The sequence below is a fragment of the Streptomyces sp. NPDC037083 genome, assembly GCF_055606485.1.
In genome coordinates, this window is record NZ_JBVJSQ010000019.1 from 93,461 (window position 1) to 108,822 (window position 15,362).

Consider the following 15,362-nt stretch of genomic DNA (forward strand, 5'->3'; position numbering starts at 1 on the left):
CCGACGGCCTACGAGAGCTGGCCGTCGTAGTCCGGCAGCTTGTAGGTCGTCTCGGCGTGGCCGCCGGAGAGGTCGGTGGCGCTGTTGCCGATGTTCGCGATGATCGTGTAGCCCTTGGACTCGATGGAGACGCGCTGGGCGGTCTTGTAGGCGGCGACGTCCTTGAAGAGGTCGAGGAAGCCCCGCACGTACAGGCCGGAGACCTTGTAGCCGGCGTACTTGAGGTTGTAGTCGGTCACCCCGGAGATGATGCCCGGGCGCGCGGTGACGAAGAACAGGGAGACGCCGTGGTCCTGGGCGTACTTGGCGACGTCGAGGACGGGCCTGTTGGCCGGCTGCGGGTAGCTGAAGCCGAAGTCGGTCTCCAGGGTGGTGTTGTCGACGTCGAAGACGATCGCCTGCTTCTCGCCCGGCTTGGCGGCGGCGATGCGCTGCTTCAGCGCCGGCAGGGCCTGGTTCATCACGCTCTGGCAGTCCTGCTGCCAGGTGGCGTAGTCGACGTCTTCCGCGGCGGCCGCTGAGGCCGTGGCCACGGTGGAGGCGCCGGTGGCCGTAGCGGCCTGGGCGCCGGCCGGGACGGCCATCGCGGTGACGGCTGCCGTCGTCACGGCGGTCATGGCTATGCGGCGCGTCCAGGTGCCTCTGGTCATGGGTGGGGGTCCTCTCGCGTCCTTGCGCTGCCGGTGTCATGGGCATGTTGATCGTTGGGAGTGGCCTGAGGGGAACCAGCGGGTTACCGGACGGTAGAGGGGGATGAGATGCCGGTCACAGACCCGTGCATACGATCGTGACCGGGGTCACAAGTGCCTTGCGCGGCAAGGGAGTAGCGGCGGTCACATTCCGAAGTCCCTTGAGGCGGGCGGCCGGTGACATGCGGCACAGGAGGTTTGGGCCCTACTAGGCCGGATAGTCGCGGAGCAAATTTGGGCAAAAAGGACACGCGGTCCGGGGTGTCGGGTCACTGAAGGCCCTCCGGCGTGGAGCGGTGCCAGGAGTGTCCGGAACGGGCGGTCTGTCAAGGAGTGTGAAGTTTTGGGATGAAGTACTAGCTTCCGTCGTAGATCACACGTTTGGGGGTCTGTGGGCCCCGGGGTTACCAAGGGATGGCCACCGCGGCGGACGTTCTCGCCGGGTGGTTTCCTCTGTCCCCGTCCCCATGAGGTCTTCGATGTTCCAGCGCGTCACGTTCCGTTCTTCCCGTACGTCCCTGCTCCGCACCCGCGTGGCCGTCGGGGCCGCCGCAGTAGGCGCCTCGGTCGTGCTGGGGACCGGAGTGGCGTCCGCCGCCGCCCCCGCCGCAGCGCCCGCCGCCGCCAAGAAGGCAGTCTCCGCCGCCTCCTGGATAGACCCGGTGAAGAAGTACAAGCTGTCCGCCGGGTTCGCCCAGGCCGGCAAGATGTGGCAGTCCACCCACAGCGGTCAGGACTTCGCCGTGCCGAGCGGCACCAAGGTCATGGCCGCGCACGGCGGCACCGTGGTCAAGGCCGGCGGCAATGGCGCCGGTGACGGCCCGGCCTACGGCAACGCCGTCGTGATCAAGCACGCCAACGGCGTCTACTCGCAGTACGCCCACCTCTCGCGCATCGAGGTGAAGGTCGGCCAGGTCGTGAAGACCGGTCAGAAGATCGCGCTGTCCGGCAACACCGGCAACTCCAGCGGTCCGCACCTGCACTTCGAGATCCGTACGACCGCCAACTACGGTTCGGCGATCAACCCGGTCTCCTTCCTGCGCGCCAAGGGCGTGAAGGTCTGACGCCTGAGTGATCAGGCGCCGTGATGCGCCTGCGTCACCAGATCGACGGCGACCTCCAGGACGGCTTTGCGCTTGTCCTCGGGGTCGCCTTCGAGGTCCTGCAGGAAGAACATGCCGGCGTGCAGCGTGAAGATGGCGCTCACGCAGCGGACCTGGTCGGTGAGGGGGGCCTCCGGGTCCATGATGATGTCGCGCAGGCCCCGCATGCGGTCCTTGAACGAGTCGCCGATCTGGAGTTCCCGCACGGTCGCCTGGTTCTCCTGCATGAAGCGGAAGAGCGGGGCCGCCTCGGAGAGTGCCTTGCTGTAGCGCCGGACGAGCTCGTGCTTGGTCTCCAGGGTGTGCGGCTGGCCCTTGCCCCACTCGATCAGGTCTTCGATCGGCTTCGTCAGATCCGTGAAGATGCCGACGATGATCTCTTCTTTGGTCTTGAAGTGGTAGTACAGGGCGGCCTTCGTGACCTCCAGGCGCTCCGCGATCTCGCGGAGGGAGGTCTTCTCGTAGCCCTGCTCGGCGAAGAGTTCGAGGGCCACGTCCTGGATGCGCTGGCGGGTGTTCCCGCGGCGCTGCTGCTTGGTGCCGTCCATGGTGACGTCCATCCTCGTGCTCCTCGGGCTTCCGCGAAACTTGCTTGCCGTCCGGCTAGTTCGGCACCGACAACTTACTTGACGCCCGGCTAGTTACAGGTCTACCTTCCCCAGTGTAGTTACTAGCCGGGCGGCAAGTAAGTGGCCGGTCGGGGTGAGACCCAGGGGAGTGGGAACGATGGCGGACACGAAGACGGTCGAGACCGAGCCGGAGAAACAGCCCAGGAGCGTTCGAGTCGTCCTGCTCGCGCTGATGATCACGATGATGCTCGCGATGCTCGACAACATGATCGTGGGTACGGCTATGCCGACGATCGTCGGCGACCTCGGCGGCCTCGAACACCTCTCGTGGGTCGTGACCGCGTACACGCTGGCGACCGCGGCCTCCACCCCGATCTGGGGCAAGCTCGGCGACATGTACGGGCGCAAAGGCGCCTTCATGACGTCGATCGTGATCTTCCTGATCGGGTCCGCGCTGAGCGGCATGGCGCAGAACATGACCGAGCTGATCGGCTTCCGGGCGATCCAGGGCCTGGGTGCCGGCGGCCTGATGGTCGGCGTCATGGCGATCATCGGCGACCTGATCCCGCCGCGCGAGCGCGGCAAGTACCAGGGCATGATGGCCGGCGTCATGGCACTGGCCATGATCGGCGGTCCGCTGGTCGGCGGCACCATCACCGACAACTGGGGATGGCGCTGGTCCTTCTACATCAACCTGCCGCTCGGCGTGGTGGCGCTCGCCGCGATCAGCGCCGTCCTGCACCTGCCGAAGAAGCGTTCGCAGTCGCGCATCGACTACCTGGGCGCCACCCTGCTGACGGTCGGCATCACCTCCATCGTGCTTGTCACCACCTGGGGCGGCACGGAGTACGCCTGGACCTCCGCCCGGATCATGGAGCTCATCGCGATCGGCGTCGCCTCGCTCATCGGGTTCGTGTTCTGGCAGACCAGGGCCGCGGAGCCGATCGTGCCGCTGCACATCTTCCGCAGCCGCAACTTCACCCTCATGTCGCTCATCGGCTTCATCACCGGCTTCGTGATGTTCGGCGCCACCCTCTTCCTGCCGCTGTACCAGCAGTCGGTTCAGGGCGCCTCCGCGACCAACTCCGGGCTGCTGCTCCTGCCCATGCTCGGCGCGATGCTGGTCACCTCGATGGTGGCGGGCCGGGTGACCACCAACAGCGGAAAGTACAAGATCTTCCCGGTCGTCGGCGGCTTCCTGATGGTGATCGGCCTGTACCTGCTGTCGACGATGGACACCGGGACCAGCCGCTTCACCTCCGGCGTGTTCATGGCCGTGGTCGGTCTCGGCATGGGCTGCCTGATGCAGATCACGATGCTGGTCGCGCAGAACAGCGTCGAGATGAAGGACATGGGCGTCGCGTCGTCGTCCACCACCCTCTTCCGTACCCTCGGCTCCTCCTTCGGCGTGGCGATCATGGGTGCGCTGTTCAACCACCGGGTCCAGGACGTGATGGCCGAGCGGGCCGGCGCGCTGGGCTCGAAGATCACCGAGCAGTCCGCGCAACTGGACGCGGCCAGCCTGGCCAAGCTGCCCGTGGCCGCCCGGGAGGCCTACCAGCACGCGGTGTCGGCCGGCACCCACTCGGCGTTCCTGCTGGGCGCCGTGGTGGCGGTGGTCGCGCTGGTGGCGGCGGTCTTCGTGAAGGAGGTTCCGCTGAAGGGCGCGGGGCCGCAGAAGGCGGACGAGGCGACCGACGGCACGCCCGCCGCGCCGCCCATGGTCGAGGCAGTCTGATCTGCTCGCATCGAGCGAAGGCCTCCCGGCGGTGTCCGCCCCGGGGGGCCTTCCCCGTTCTGCGCCTGAACGGGCGCCGCCTTCGCTTGTGACACCACGGCCGCCTGAACCGGCGCGGCATTCGCTTGTGCCGCGTCGGGCGCCTGAACCGGCGTCGCCTTCGCTTCCGCCACGGCCGCCTTCGCCTGCGTCACCTTTGCCTGAGCCGCTTCTGCCCGTGACGCCTTCGTCTGCGCCGTCCCGGTCGTCTGCGCCGTCCCGGTCGTCTTCGTCGTCCCCGCCGTCTTCGTTGTCCCGGTCGTCTGCGCCGTCACGGCATCATCGGATGGCTTCCCGTGTTCGTCGGTGCGTGCTCGGGCAGCCACAGGACGGCGACGGCGCCCTCGGACGGTATGTGCTCCGGGGCTCCCGCCGGCCGTACGTTGCGGAAGGTGAGCCGGGCGCCCAGGACACGGGCCTGGCCCGCCGCGATGGTGAGGCCCAGCCCGTGGCCGTGCCCGGCCCGGTCGGCGCTGCCGGTGCGGAAGCGGCTCGGCCCCTCGGCGAGCAGGTTCTCGGGGAATCCGGGGCCGTGGTCGCGGACCCGGATGACCCGGCCCTCCACGGTGACCTGGATCGGCGGCTTGCCGTGCCGGGCGGCGTTGGCCAGCAGGTTGAACAAAACCCGCTCCAGGCGGCGCGGGTCGGTCGTGACCATCGACTCGTGCACCACCCGCACCTCGACGTCCGGGTCCTTGGCCGCCACCCGGCGGGCGACGAACTCGCCGAGCACGATGTCCTGCAGTTCGGCGCGCTCCGAGGCGCCGTCGAGCCGCGCCACCTCCAGGACGTCCTCGACGAGGGTGCGCATGGCCTTCGCCCGGTCCAGCACCAGCTCGGTCGGCCGGCCCGGCGGCAGCAGCTCGGCGGCCGTCAGCAGCCCCGTCACCGGGGTGCGCAGTTCGTGCGCGATGTCCGCGGTGACCCGGCGCTCGGCCTCCAGCCGTTCCTGCAGCGTGTCCGCCATGGCGTCGACCGCGCTCGCCAGGTCGTCGGTCTCGTCCCGCACGACCCCGCCTATCGCGTCCCGTACGCGGACGTCCGACTCGCCGCTGGCGACCTGGTTCGCCGCGGCCGCCGCCTTGCGCAGCCGGCGCGACATCTGGCCGCCGATGAGCACGCCGAGCGCGCTGCCGCCGAAGACGACCGCGATGGAGCCGATCACCAGGGCCTGGTCGAGGTCGTTGAGGATGTCCGTGCTGCGGTCGGTGAACCCGGTGTGCAGCGACAGCACATGTCCGTCCTTGACCGGCACGGCCGCCCAGATGTCCGGCTCGCCGCCCGGGCGGTCGGAGACGAAGGTGGCCCGGCGGCCCTCCGCCACCTTCTCGCGCAACGCGGCCGGCAGACGGGAGTCGTCGATCTTGATGTTGGGGAAGTTGGGCCGTCCCAACCGCTCGTAGTTGCCCTGGGCGATCTGCACGCGCTCGTCGGCGAGGTCGCGCGCGTTGTCCAACATGGACACGCGTGCGGCGTTGTGCACGACGAGGCTGAGCGCGATCGCCACCAGCGCGCCGACCAGCGCGATCGCAGCGCTCAGCTTCCATCGCAGACCCGTACGGATGCTGATGCGCTCCGTGCGAGCCGGACGCAGGTGCCGGACCATCCCCCGCATACTCCTGTCTCCGCCCCGCTCAGGCCTTCAACTTGTAGCCGAAGCCGCGGACCGTCTCGATGCGGTCCTGGCCGATCTTCGTGCGCAGCCGCTGTACATGGACGTCGACGACCCGGGTGTCGCCGCCCCAGCCGTAGTCCCACACCCGCTCCAGCAACTTGTCGCGGGAGAGCACCGTGCCCGGGGCGGAGGAGAACTCCAGCAGCAGGCGCATCTCGGTCGGGGTGAGCGCCACCGGCTGCCCGGCCCGGCGCACCTCCATGCCCTCCGTGTCGATCTCCAGGTCGCCGAAGGCCAGCACACCGCCGGCGGCAGGGGCGTCCGGCTCGGTGCGGTCGCCGCCGCCCGCGTGACCGAAGCGGCGGAGCACTGCACGGATCCGCGCGACCAGGACGGCGCCGTCGAACGGCTTGGTCACGTAGTCGTCGGCGCCGGCCTCCAGGCCCAGGACGACGTCGATGGAGTCGGCGCGCGCCGACAGCATGATCACCGGCACGGTGGACTCGTCCCGGATGCGCCGGCACAGGCTCACGCCGTCCAGGCCGGGCACCATGACGTCCAGCAGCGCGATGTCGGGGCGGTCGGCCCGGAACGCCTCCAGGCCCGACAGACCGTCGGGCATCGCGGTGACCACGAAGCCGTCCCGCTCGAGGGCGAGCTGGGTGGCCTCGCGGATGACGTCGTCGTCCTCGACGAACAGGACGTGGGTCTGGTCTGCCATCCCGGTGCTCTCAGTTCTCGTTGGCGTACTCGTAGGCGTGTCGGTGGTGCTGTCGAGGCTCCCCTTGGGGGACGCGTGGAACGCGGCGATCGTTCACTGCTCGCCCGTCCTCGCCCACGCTCGCCCGTCCACTCACTGATCGGAACGGGCGGCCCGATCGGTTCACGCTGCCGGAAGATTTCTTCGACCGGCCGCTCCCGGGCAGGTCAGCCGGTCTCCGGCACCGGCGTCGGCTCCCCGCCGACGACGCTGCTGTAGTCGTTGTGCCAGCTGAACTCCTTCAGGAAGCGGCCCGCGACCCAGCGGTAGGTGATCACGTTCTCCCCGGAGGGGCTGGAGACCGGGTCGCCCTTCTCGTACACCTGCTTGGTCACCACCAGGTCGCCCCGGTCCATCTCCGCGTAGACCGGGGGCTCCTCGGCCTTGAACACGTTCACATAGCCGTCGCCGTCCTCGCGGTACACATAGGAGCCGACGCCTACGGCGTCACCGCAGGTGAGCACGTTGACGATGAGATCGTCGCCGGAGCCGCCGGTGAGGTCGCCGTACGAGACGTCGACCGGGTACTCGTCGCCGACGCAGGGCTTCAGCTCGCTCTTGACCTCCGCCGAGACCTTGGGGTCGTCCTTGACGAGCCGGACCGCGTCCGTCCGGCTCGGGGCGCCGGTGGGGACGGCAGAGGGCGAGGTCGTGGTGGCCGTCACCGCGTCGGCGTGGGCCGGTCCCTCGTCGCGGGCGCCGGTGCCGCCGGTGGCGCAGGCGGAGACGAAAAGGGCGAGGGCGGCGAGCACGGTCATCGCCGTGATCGCCGCCTGGATCGTGCCTCGGGCCGGTGGGGGCCCGGCCTGGGTCAGGCCGCCGCGCAACGCTCCCGCTCCTCACGCTCCAGCGCGCGTGCGTCCAGATCGCGGGCTTCCAGCTCCTCGCGGAGCCGGGCGAGCGCCCGGTGCAGCGTGCTCTTGACCGTTCCGGCCGACATGCCGAGGGCGGCGGCCGTCTCCTCCGTTGACATCTGCTCCCAGTGTCGCAGCACCACGACGCTTCGCTGCTTCGGTGCGAGCACCTTCATCGCGTCCATCAGCAGGGCGCGGTCCGCGTGCTGCTCGGTCGAGTCGTCCACGGAGGCGTCCGGGAGCTGCTCGGTCGGCACTTCCTCGAGCTTGCGGGCCCGCCACCACTCGGTCCGCGTGTTGATCATCACCCGGCGCAGGTACGCGTCCGCGAGCCGCTTGTCCGCGATGCCGTCCCACCGGCCGTACGTCCGGGCCAGCGCGGTCTGCAGCAGGTCCTGCGCGTCGACCGGGTCCGGGACGAGCCGACGGGCGCTGCGCAGCAGCGCATCCTGCCGCGTACGGACGTATTCCTCGAACTCGAGCACCTCGCCCTGCGCCATGGTCAACCGCCTCCGCTTCCCCGTTCCGGCGGATGGTCGCCGCCGGTTCACTGCCTCTGGTCCGTGGCCCGTCGGTCTCTGCCGGGCACGCAAATGAAGCTACGGAGGTGTTGTCACGGGGCTGTCCGAAGCAGCCTGCGGCTAGCGCTCAGCTGTCCGTCGGTTGTGTAACGGAACCCGGTTCGGGGTAAGGACAACGGTTGAATTGCGATCTCATGGGCGATTTGTTCACGTGTCGGTCGTGACAAAAGCCCGGCGGCGGCCGTAACGAAGCCGCCGGTCTGTGAACTGACCGTGTGTCAGGACGGTCCGCGAGGCCGCCCCCGCGGCCGGCGTCAGGTCAGCGGCAGGCGGTAGAGCCCGCCCGGCAGCGGTTCCACGAGCCCGTCCGCCACGAGCCCGTCCAGCGCCCGCGCGCGTTGCACCGGCTCGTGCCACACGCGGTCCAGGGCCGTCTGCGGCACGGGCGCGTGCGCGTCGCGCAGGACGGCGAGCAGCTTGCCCCGGACCTGCCGGTCGGTGCCGGCGTAGGTCTGGCCGCGGCGCGGCGGCCCGTCGTGCGCGGGCTTGCCCGCGAGCCGCCAGGCGCACTGCGCGGCGATCGGACAGCGCACGCACGTCTCGTTCTTGGCCGTGCAGACGAGCGCGCCGAGCTCCATGGACGCGGCGGCCCAGCGCGCCGCCGTCGGCTCGTCGTCGGGGAGCAGGGCCCGGGCCAGCTTGCGCTCGGCGGCCGTGGTGGCGTTCGGCGGATACTGCACACCCCTGACGGCGCGCGCGAAGACGCGGCGGACGTTGGTGTCCAGGACGGCGTGCCGCTGGCCGTACGCGAAGGAGGCGACGGCCGCGGCCGTGTACTCGCCGATGCCGGGCAGTGCGAGGAGCTGCGCGTGGTCCGACGGGACGCCGCCGCCGTGCCGTTCCGTTATGGCCACCGCGGCGCCGTGCAGCCGCAGTGCGCGGCGCGGGTAGCCGAGCCGTCCCCAGGCCCGCACGGCCTCTCCCGGGGCCTCCGCGGCCAGGTCGGCGGGGCGCGGCCAGCGGGCCAGCCACTGCTCGTAGACCGGCAGGACGCGGCTGACCGGCGTCTGCTGGAGCATGAACTCGCTGACCATCACGCCCCACGCCCCGGCCTCGGGCCGCCGCCAGGGAAGGTCGCGGGCGTTGTCGTCGAACCAGTCGATCACCGGGGCGTGCAGGTCCGTCCCGGGGGCGTCGGCGTGGGCGGGGTCGCTGTGCGGGGGCTTCGTGGGCGCAGTCATGGCCCTACCGATCCTGCCATGCGCGCCGGGGCACGCGCGCGTAGCGCCACTCGACAGGGTCGGACGCCCGCGGCGCCGCACACGCGCGTGCCGGGGTCATGGCCAGAGCTGCAACGAGTGCGATCGGCAAGGGAGCGCGGCCGTGTGAACCGAAGTCGGGTCGGGGCGCGGCGGTTTCCGGGATGATGATCCGGAAAAGTTGTGTTCCTGGCGGCGGGTGGGGCCAGCGAACGCGACGATCTCTCGTACAGTTTGCGCCGTGGGATCTCTGCGCAATCCGGTCGGGCCGCTTCCCTCCTCCATCTACTGGCGACGGAGGGCCGTACTGCTGTCCGTTTTCGCCTTGTTGGCGATGCTGATCCTGTGGGTGTTGACGTCGGGCGGAGGCGGCGGCAAGAACGGCGCCGACGGGGGCGGCGGCAAGAATCCCGCGTCCTCCATCACGCCGGGACCGTCCGGATCCGGGCCCGCGATCAGCCAAAACCCGGGCGGCCGCGACGAGTCGGGCGCAGGGTCCACCGGCGGGTCCGGCTCGGGGTCCGGTTCGGGCTCGGATGGCGGCGCCGGCGCCGGCTCCGGTGGATCGGACGGCGGCTCGGCGGGCTCCGGCGACATCGACGACGGCGCCAACGGCGACGGGAGCGGCAACGACGGCGGCGGCACGGGCACCACGCTGCCGGCCGGGACGACCCTGCCCAACTGCACGCCCGGCGTGGTCACCCTGACCCTGCGCAGCGTCCGGAACGACTACTCGCCGGACCAGACCCCCACCTTCCAACTGATCGCCAAGAACAGCTCGGCCAACGACTGCAAGGTCGATCTCGGCCCGAAGAACGCGGTGTTGACGATCACCCAGGCGGGCGGCGCGGACGACTACTGGTCGTCCGCGGACTGCCCCAAGGCGTCCGGGAGCCTGCTGTACCGGGTGCCGGCCGGGGACAGCATCACCTACGTCCTGAAGTGGGACCGCAAGCCGAGCGCCCCGGAGTGCGCCACGCCTCCGGCGGGGTCGGCGAGAGCGGGCACGTATCTGGTGGAGGCCAAGGCCCCGGGATTCGCGAAGGCACAGACGTCGTTCGTCCTGAAGGACGACTAGACCGCTGGACCGCTGGACCGCTGGACCGCTTGGACCGCCTGGATCCCCTGGACCGCCTGGATCGTGCGGCTCGCCCGGATCGAGCAGGGCGACTCGTTCGAGAGGGCGGTCTGCTTGAGCAGGGCGGCCGGTTCTGGTCGGCGTCCGCAGGTCCCCGTCGGTCCCGCAGGTCCCCGTCGGTCCCGCCGGTTCGAACAGTTCGACCGGAGGCCGGCCCAATCCCACCGGAGCGCAACCCACGCCGACCGGAGAGCGACCCACGCCGACCGGAGCGCAACCCACGCCGACCGGAGAGCGACCCCCGCCGACCGGGAACCGGCTGCGCGGCCCGGGTCGGTCAGACGTACCGTTCCAGGATCGACGACTCGGCCAGCCGGGACAGGCCCTCGCGGACGCTCCGGGCCCTCGCCTCGCCCACGCCGTCCACCGTCTGGAGGTCGTCGACGCTCGCGGCGAGAAGCTTCTGCAGTCCGCCGAAGTGTTCGACGAGACGGTCGATGATGGCGCCGGGGAGGCGAGGCACCTTCGCCAGCAGCCGGAAGCCGCGGGGGGAGACCGCCGAGTCGAGCGCCTCGGGAGAGCCGGTGTAGCCCAATGCGCGGGCGACCGTGGACATTTCGAGGAGCTCGGCGTGGGAGAGCGCGTCCAGCTCGTACAGTGCCTCGTCGACCGTGCGGGAACGCTTGGCCGTGGGCTCGGGGACGTAGTCGCGGACCACCAGCTCGCGCTCCGGCTCCACGCCCGCGATCAACTCGTCGAGCTGAAGGGCGAGCAGTCGTCCGTCCGTACCCAGTTCGACCACGTATTCGGCGATTTCGGTGGCGATGCGACGGACCATCTCCAGGCGCTGGGCCACCGCGGAGACGTCCCGGACCGTCACCAGGTCCTCGATCTCGAGCGCTGACAACGTTCCCGCGACCTCGTCCAGGCGGAGCTTGTAGCGCTCCAGGGTGGCGAGGGCCTGGTTCGCGCGGGACAGGATCGCCGCGGAGTCCTCCAGGACACGGCGCTGCCCGTCGACGTAGAGGGCGATCAGGCGCATGGACTGGGAGACCGAGACGACCGGGAAGCCGACCTGCTTGCTGACCCGGTCCGCCGTGCGGTGCCGGGTGCCCGTCTCCTCCGTCGGGATCGTGGGGTCCGGCACCAGCTGGACGCCCGCTCGGAGGATCTTCGACAGGTCGGAGGAGACCACGATGCCGCCGTCGAGCTTGCACAGCTCGCGCAGGCGGGTGGCGGCGAACTCCACGTCCAGGACGAACCCGCCCGTGCACATCGCCTCGACCGTCTTGTCGGAGCCCAGCACGATGAGTCCGCCGGTGTTGCCGCGGAGGATCCTCTCCAGGCCGTCGCGCAGGGCCGTGCCGGGAGCCACCGCGCTCAGCGCGGCACGCATCAGGCCGTCGGCACCGGAACTCCCACCGGACTTTCCGGGAGCTGCCGCCCGGTCGTTGGCTGCCACTGCACTCCTCCGGTCACAGGTCTGGGACGCTCCCGTTTCGCGCACTCGTTTCGTACGGACGGGCGAGACCAGGGCAAAGTCTACCGGCGGTCCTCCGACTCCCGTGGGGCGTCTCGGCGACGGGAGCGCGGCAGGACCCGCAGGGCGTCCCCCATGTCCGCGACTTCCAGGACCTTCATGCCCGCGGGGATCTTGCCGGGATCGCCCGGTACGAGCGCGTGGGTGAAGCCCAGGCGATGGGCCTCGGCGAGCCTGCGCTGGACACCCGTGACCCGTCTGACCTCGCCCGCGAGGCCCACTTCGCCGATCGCGACGAGGTTCTTGGGCAGGGGGGTGTCGCTCGCGGCGGAGGCCAGGGCGAGGGCGATCGCCAGGTCGGCCGCGGGCTCGGAGAGCTTCACCCCGCCGACCGTCGCCGAGTAGATGTCCCGCTTGCCCAGTGCGCTGATCCGGCCGCGCTGCTCCAGGACGGCCAGCATCATCGAGACCCGGGAGGTCTCCAGCCCGGACGTCGTGCGCCGGGGGGAGGGGATCTGGGAGTCCACGGTGAGGGCCTGCACCTCGGCGACCAGCGGGCGGCGGCCCTCCAGGGTGACCGTCAGGCAGGTGCCGGGGACCGGTTCGTCACGTCGAGTCAGGAAAAGTCCGCTTGGGTCGGCAAGGCCCGTAATGCCCTCGTCGTGCAGTTCGAAGCAGCCGACCTCGTCGGTGGCGCCGTAACGGTTCTTGACGCCGCGCACCAGGCGCAGGCGGGCGTGCCGGTCGCCTTCGAAACTCAGGACGACGTCCACGAGGTGTTCGAGGAGGCGGGGGCCGGCGATCGCGCCGTCCTTCGTGACATGGCCCACCAGGAGCGTGGCCATGCCGCGTTCCTTGGAGGCGCGGATCAGGGCGCCCGCGACCTCGCGGACCTGGGCCATGCCGCCGGGTGCTCCGTCGATCTCCGGAGAGGCCACGGTCTGCACGGAGTCCACGATCAGCAGGGACGGCTTCACGGCGTCCAAGTGGCCGAGGACGGCGGCCAGATCGGTCTCCGCCGCGAGATACAGGTGGTCGTCGAGGGCCCCGATGCGGTCGGCGCGCATCCGGACCTGGGACGCGGACTCCTCGCCCGTGACGTAGAGCGTGCGGTGTTCGTCGCTCGCCGACTTGGCCGCCACGTCCAGCAGCAGCGTCGACTTGCCGACGCCGGGCTCGCCGGCCAGGAGCACGACCGCGCCGGGCACGAGCCCGCCGCCGAGGACGCGGTCCAGCTCGGGCACGCCGCTGGGGCGGGCGGTGGCCTGACGTCCGTCGACCTGGCCGATGGGCAGGGCGGAGGTGGTGACCCGCCCCGGCGACGTCGTGCGGACCGCGGGCGCGCCGTACTCCTCGACCGTCCCCCACGCCTGGCACTCGGGGCAGCGGCCGAGCCACTTGGCCGTCTGCCAGCCGCACTCCGTGCAGCGGTAGGACGGGCGGTCCTTGGTGGTCTTCGTACGGGCAGCCATGGGGGAAACCGTAACCGCCGCCACCGACACCCGGACGTGCCTGTGGACGACCGGCCTCCCCGGAACCCCGACGACGCCGCGCCCGCGCCGCCCTCACCCTGTCCCGCCGCCGCGCCCCGCGGGCGTGCTCCCCCGGGGCGAGGAGGGTGGCACCCCTTGTGAATCGGCCACGCCCTGTCACGAACGAGCCATGGGACCCCCCTCCGCTGTCCCCTTATGAGGGATCGTTTCACCCGTACGGATTAAAAGGACTCAAGGGACAAGTGGACCTAGTTCCGCGCCGCCTACGGTCGCACGGGTGATGAGCAGCAGCCCGGAAACCTCGACCCGCACGACCGGCGCGCACCGGGCGCACCGGGTGGCGCGCGACGGCGCTGCGGCGCGCACGCTCGCGCAGCAGCCGCCCGCGCGCTACGAGCCCTACCTGGACGGCCTGTTCACCTACTGCCTGTCCGTCCTGTGCGACCACGACGCCGCCACCGCCGCCCTCGGGGACGCCCTCGCGTTCGCCGAGCGGCGCGGCCAGCGGATGCCGGACGCCGCGGGCGACCGCCGGGCCTGGCTGTACGCGCTGGCCCGCTGGGCCTGCCTGCGCAAGCTCACCGAGGCCAGGCAGAAACGTCAGAGCACGCACGCCGCGCGACGCAACGGCGCCCACCGACAGGCGACCGGGAAGCCGGTGAAGCCCCCGCAGGCCACCCCGTCCCCCTCCTCCTCTTCCTCCTCATCAGCCCCTTCCCTCACACCAGCCCCTTCGCCCTCGTCCCTGTCGTCCCTCTCATCTCCCTCGTCCGCTTCGGTCGCTCCGCCTGCCGTCTCCGACGCGGTCCAGCAGCAGCGGCGGCGGGAACTCGCTCTGCTCGCGTGGCCCGAGGCCGCCGGCACCACGCCGGAACAGCGCGAGGCGCTCGAACTCGCCGTACGCCACCACCTGGCCGTGCACGAGGTCGCCGCCGTCCTCGGCAGGGATCTCGCGGCCGCCCGCGAGCTGCTCGCCTCCGCCGCCTGCGAGGTCGAGCGCACGCGCGCGGCCCTCGCCGTCGTCGAGAGCGGCGGCTGTCCGGGGGTGAACCGTCTCACCGGCGAGAACCAGCTCGTCCTCAGCGCCGCTCTGCGCCAGGAGCTCGTCCGCCACGTCGACGACTGCCCGCGCTGCCGCCGGGCCGCCGAACGCGCCGTCCCCGGCCGCTGGCCCGGCGCCGGCGTCACCCCCGCCGAGCTGCCCGTGCTGGAAGCGCCCCGCGCGCAGCTGCACGTCGCCATGGCCCGCGTCACCCGCGCGCGGGGAGCCGCCGTGCCCCGCTACGACCGGCGCGGCTTCCCGATGGACCCCAAGGACCGCGCCGCCCGCCGGGAGCGCCTGCGCGCGCGTGCCGTCACGACGACCGTCGTGGCCACCGTCGTCGCCGCGCCCGTGCTCGCCCTGTGGGCGGCCTACCGCGGCACGCCGACGGGGGAGGGGGTCGGCGGCCGCTCGGCCAGCGCCAGCGAGGCCCACGGGGCCGACAGTCTCGACGGCGAGACGGCCGGAGGCTACGAGAACGCCGGCAACAGCACGCGCCCGGGCGCCGACGCGCCCAAGGGCTACGAACCGGACGTCTCCGTGGAGGTCATCGGCGTCACCGGACTCGGCCGCAGCGCCTCCGGCATGCTCTCCGTGACGGCCGCCAACAGCGGCGACACCACCCTCGTCACCCTCACGGCGTCGCCGGAGGGGGAGAAGCCGATCCGCTGGTCGGCCACCACCGCGGCCCACTGGCTCTACCTGAGCCGCTCCACGGGCACCCTGAAGCCCGGCGAGTCGGTGACGGTCAAGGTGTACGTCGATCCTCTCCGCGAACCCGCCGGACACTGGCACGCGCGCGTGGCGATCGCCCCCGCGGGCGCCGTCGTCTCCATCGACGGCTACGGCACCGCGCCCGGCCCGTCGAACCCGGGCCACGGCCCCGGCCCGGGAGCCCAGCCCCCGTCGTCCGGCCCGGAACCGGCCCCGACGAACCCGGCCCCACCCGACCCCACGCCGACCGCCCCACCGCCCTCGTCGGACCCCGAGCCCACTCCCGCGGACCCGTCCCCGTCCACTCCTGACAGCCCGCCCCCGCCGCCCGCCGACGACGACCCCCCGAGCCCGGCCACGTCGTAGCCGGCGCGGGACGTCATGTTCGGGGCACCGCCGTCGGCGGCT

The 15,362-nt window shown here is 71.4% G+C and carries 13 protein-coding genes; 4 read left to right on the plus strand and 9 right to left on the minus strand.

Going from position 1 to position 15,362, the window contains the following annotated elements:
- Positions 1-8: 8 nt before the first annotated feature.
- A complete protein-coding gene (locus tag ACZ7DE_RS37345; RefSeq protein WP_470768840.1) occupies positions 9-650 on the minus strand; it encodes an HAD family acid phosphatase in 642 nt (213 codons plus the stop codon).
- Between the two features lie 518 nt (positions 651-1,168).
- On the opposite strand from ACZ7DE_RS37345, the gene ACZ7DE_RS37350 reads away from it, so the two are divergent.
- Positions 1,169-1,753 carry a M23 family metallopeptidase gene (locus tag ACZ7DE_RS37350; protein WP_470768841.1) on the plus strand — a complete coding sequence of 195 codons (585 nt, stop codon included), beginning with the start codon at positions 1,169-1,171 and terminating at the stop codon, positions 1,751-1,753.
- Positions 1,754-1,764: 11 nt separating this feature from the next.
- On the opposite strand, the gene ACZ7DE_RS37355 is transcribed toward ACZ7DE_RS37350, so the two are convergent.
- Entirely contained in the window at positions 1,765-2,352 is a 588-nt protein-coding gene (locus tag ACZ7DE_RS37355; protein ID WP_470768842.1) for a TetR/AcrR family transcriptional regulator, read from the minus strand.
- A 166-nt stretch (positions 2,353-2,518) separates the two neighbouring features.
- Here ACZ7DE_RS37355 and ACZ7DE_RS37360 point away from each other — a divergent pair, with 166 nt between their 5' ends.
- Positions 2,519-4,099 carry an MDR family MFS transporter gene (locus tag ACZ7DE_RS37360; RefSeq protein ID WP_470768843.1) on the plus strand — a complete coding sequence of 527 codons (1,581 nt, stop codon included), beginning with the start codon at positions 2,519-2,521 and terminating at the stop codon, positions 4,097-4,099.
- A 310-nt stretch (positions 4,100-4,409) separates the two neighbouring features.
- Here ACZ7DE_RS37360 and cseC read toward each other — a convergent pair whose 3' ends face one another.
- From cseC to ACZ7DE_RS37385, 5 genes are all read right to left on the minus strand, one after another.
- Positions 4,410-5,744, minus strand: a complete 1,335-nt coding sequence (gene cseC, locus ACZ7DE_RS37365) for a two-component system sensor histidine kinase CseC (RefSeq protein ID WP_470768844.1) — start codon at positions 5,742-5,744, stop codon at positions 4,410-4,412.
- A gap of 28 nt (positions 5,745-5,772) precedes the next feature.
- Positions 5,773-6,474, minus strand: coding sequence for a two-component system response regulator CseB (cseB, locus tag ACZ7DE_RS37370; protein ID WP_466223533.1), 702 nt, complete (start codon positions 6,472-6,474; stop codon positions 5,773-5,775).
- A gap of 206 nt (positions 6,475-6,680) precedes the next feature.
- Complete coding sequence (locus ACZ7DE_RS37375) at positions 6,681-7,340, minus strand: hypothetical protein (RefSeq protein ID WP_470768845.1); 660 nt, start codon at positions 7,338-7,340, stop codon at positions 6,681-6,683.
- Positions 7,325-7,867, minus strand: a complete 543-nt coding sequence (locus tag ACZ7DE_RS37380) for a SigE family RNA polymerase sigma factor (RefSeq protein WP_384652154.1) — start codon at positions 7,865-7,867, stop codon at positions 7,325-7,327. Before ACZ7DE_RS37380 ends, ACZ7DE_RS37375 begins: the two co-directional genes overlap by 16 nt.
- Positions 7,868-8,202: 335 nt before the next feature.
- Positions 8,203-9,129, minus strand: a complete 927-nt coding sequence (locus ACZ7DE_RS37385; RefSeq protein WP_470768846.1) for an HhH-GPD family protein — start codon at positions 9,127-9,129, stop codon at positions 8,203-8,205.
- Between the two features lie 259 nt (positions 9,130-9,388).
- On the opposite strand from ACZ7DE_RS37385, the gene ACZ7DE_RS37390 reads away from it, so the two are divergent.
- A complete protein-coding gene (locus ACZ7DE_RS37390; RefSeq protein WP_470768847.1) occupies positions 9,389-10,225 on the plus strand; it encodes a hypothetical protein in 837 nt (278 codons plus the stop codon).
- A gap of 337 nt (positions 10,226-10,562) precedes the next feature.
- On the opposite strand, the gene disA is transcribed toward ACZ7DE_RS37390, so the two are convergent.
- Both disA and radA read right to left on the minus strand, forming a co-directional pair.
- Positions 10,563-11,687 carry a DNA integrity scanning diadenylate cyclase DisA gene (gene disA / locus ACZ7DE_RS37395; RefSeq protein WP_470768848.1) on the minus strand — a complete coding sequence of 375 codons (1,125 nt, stop codon included), beginning with the start codon at positions 11,685-11,687 and terminating at the stop codon, positions 10,563-10,565.
- A gap of 80 nt (positions 11,688-11,767) precedes the next feature.
- Positions 11,768-13,177: a DNA repair protein RadA gene (gene radA, locus ACZ7DE_RS37400; protein ID WP_470768849.1), complete on the minus strand. Its 1,410-nt coding sequence runs from the start codon at positions 13,175-13,177 to the stop codon at positions 11,768-11,770.
- Between the two features lie 298 nt (positions 13,178-13,475).
- Here radA and ACZ7DE_RS37405 point away from each other — a divergent pair, with 298 nt between their 5' ends.
- Positions 13,476-15,320 carry a BACON domain-containing protein gene (locus ACZ7DE_RS37405; protein ID WP_470768850.1) on the plus strand — a complete coding sequence of 615 codons (1,845 nt, stop codon included), beginning with the start codon at positions 13,476-13,478 and terminating at the stop codon, positions 15,318-15,320.
- Positions 15,321-15,362: the final 42 nt, after the last annotated feature.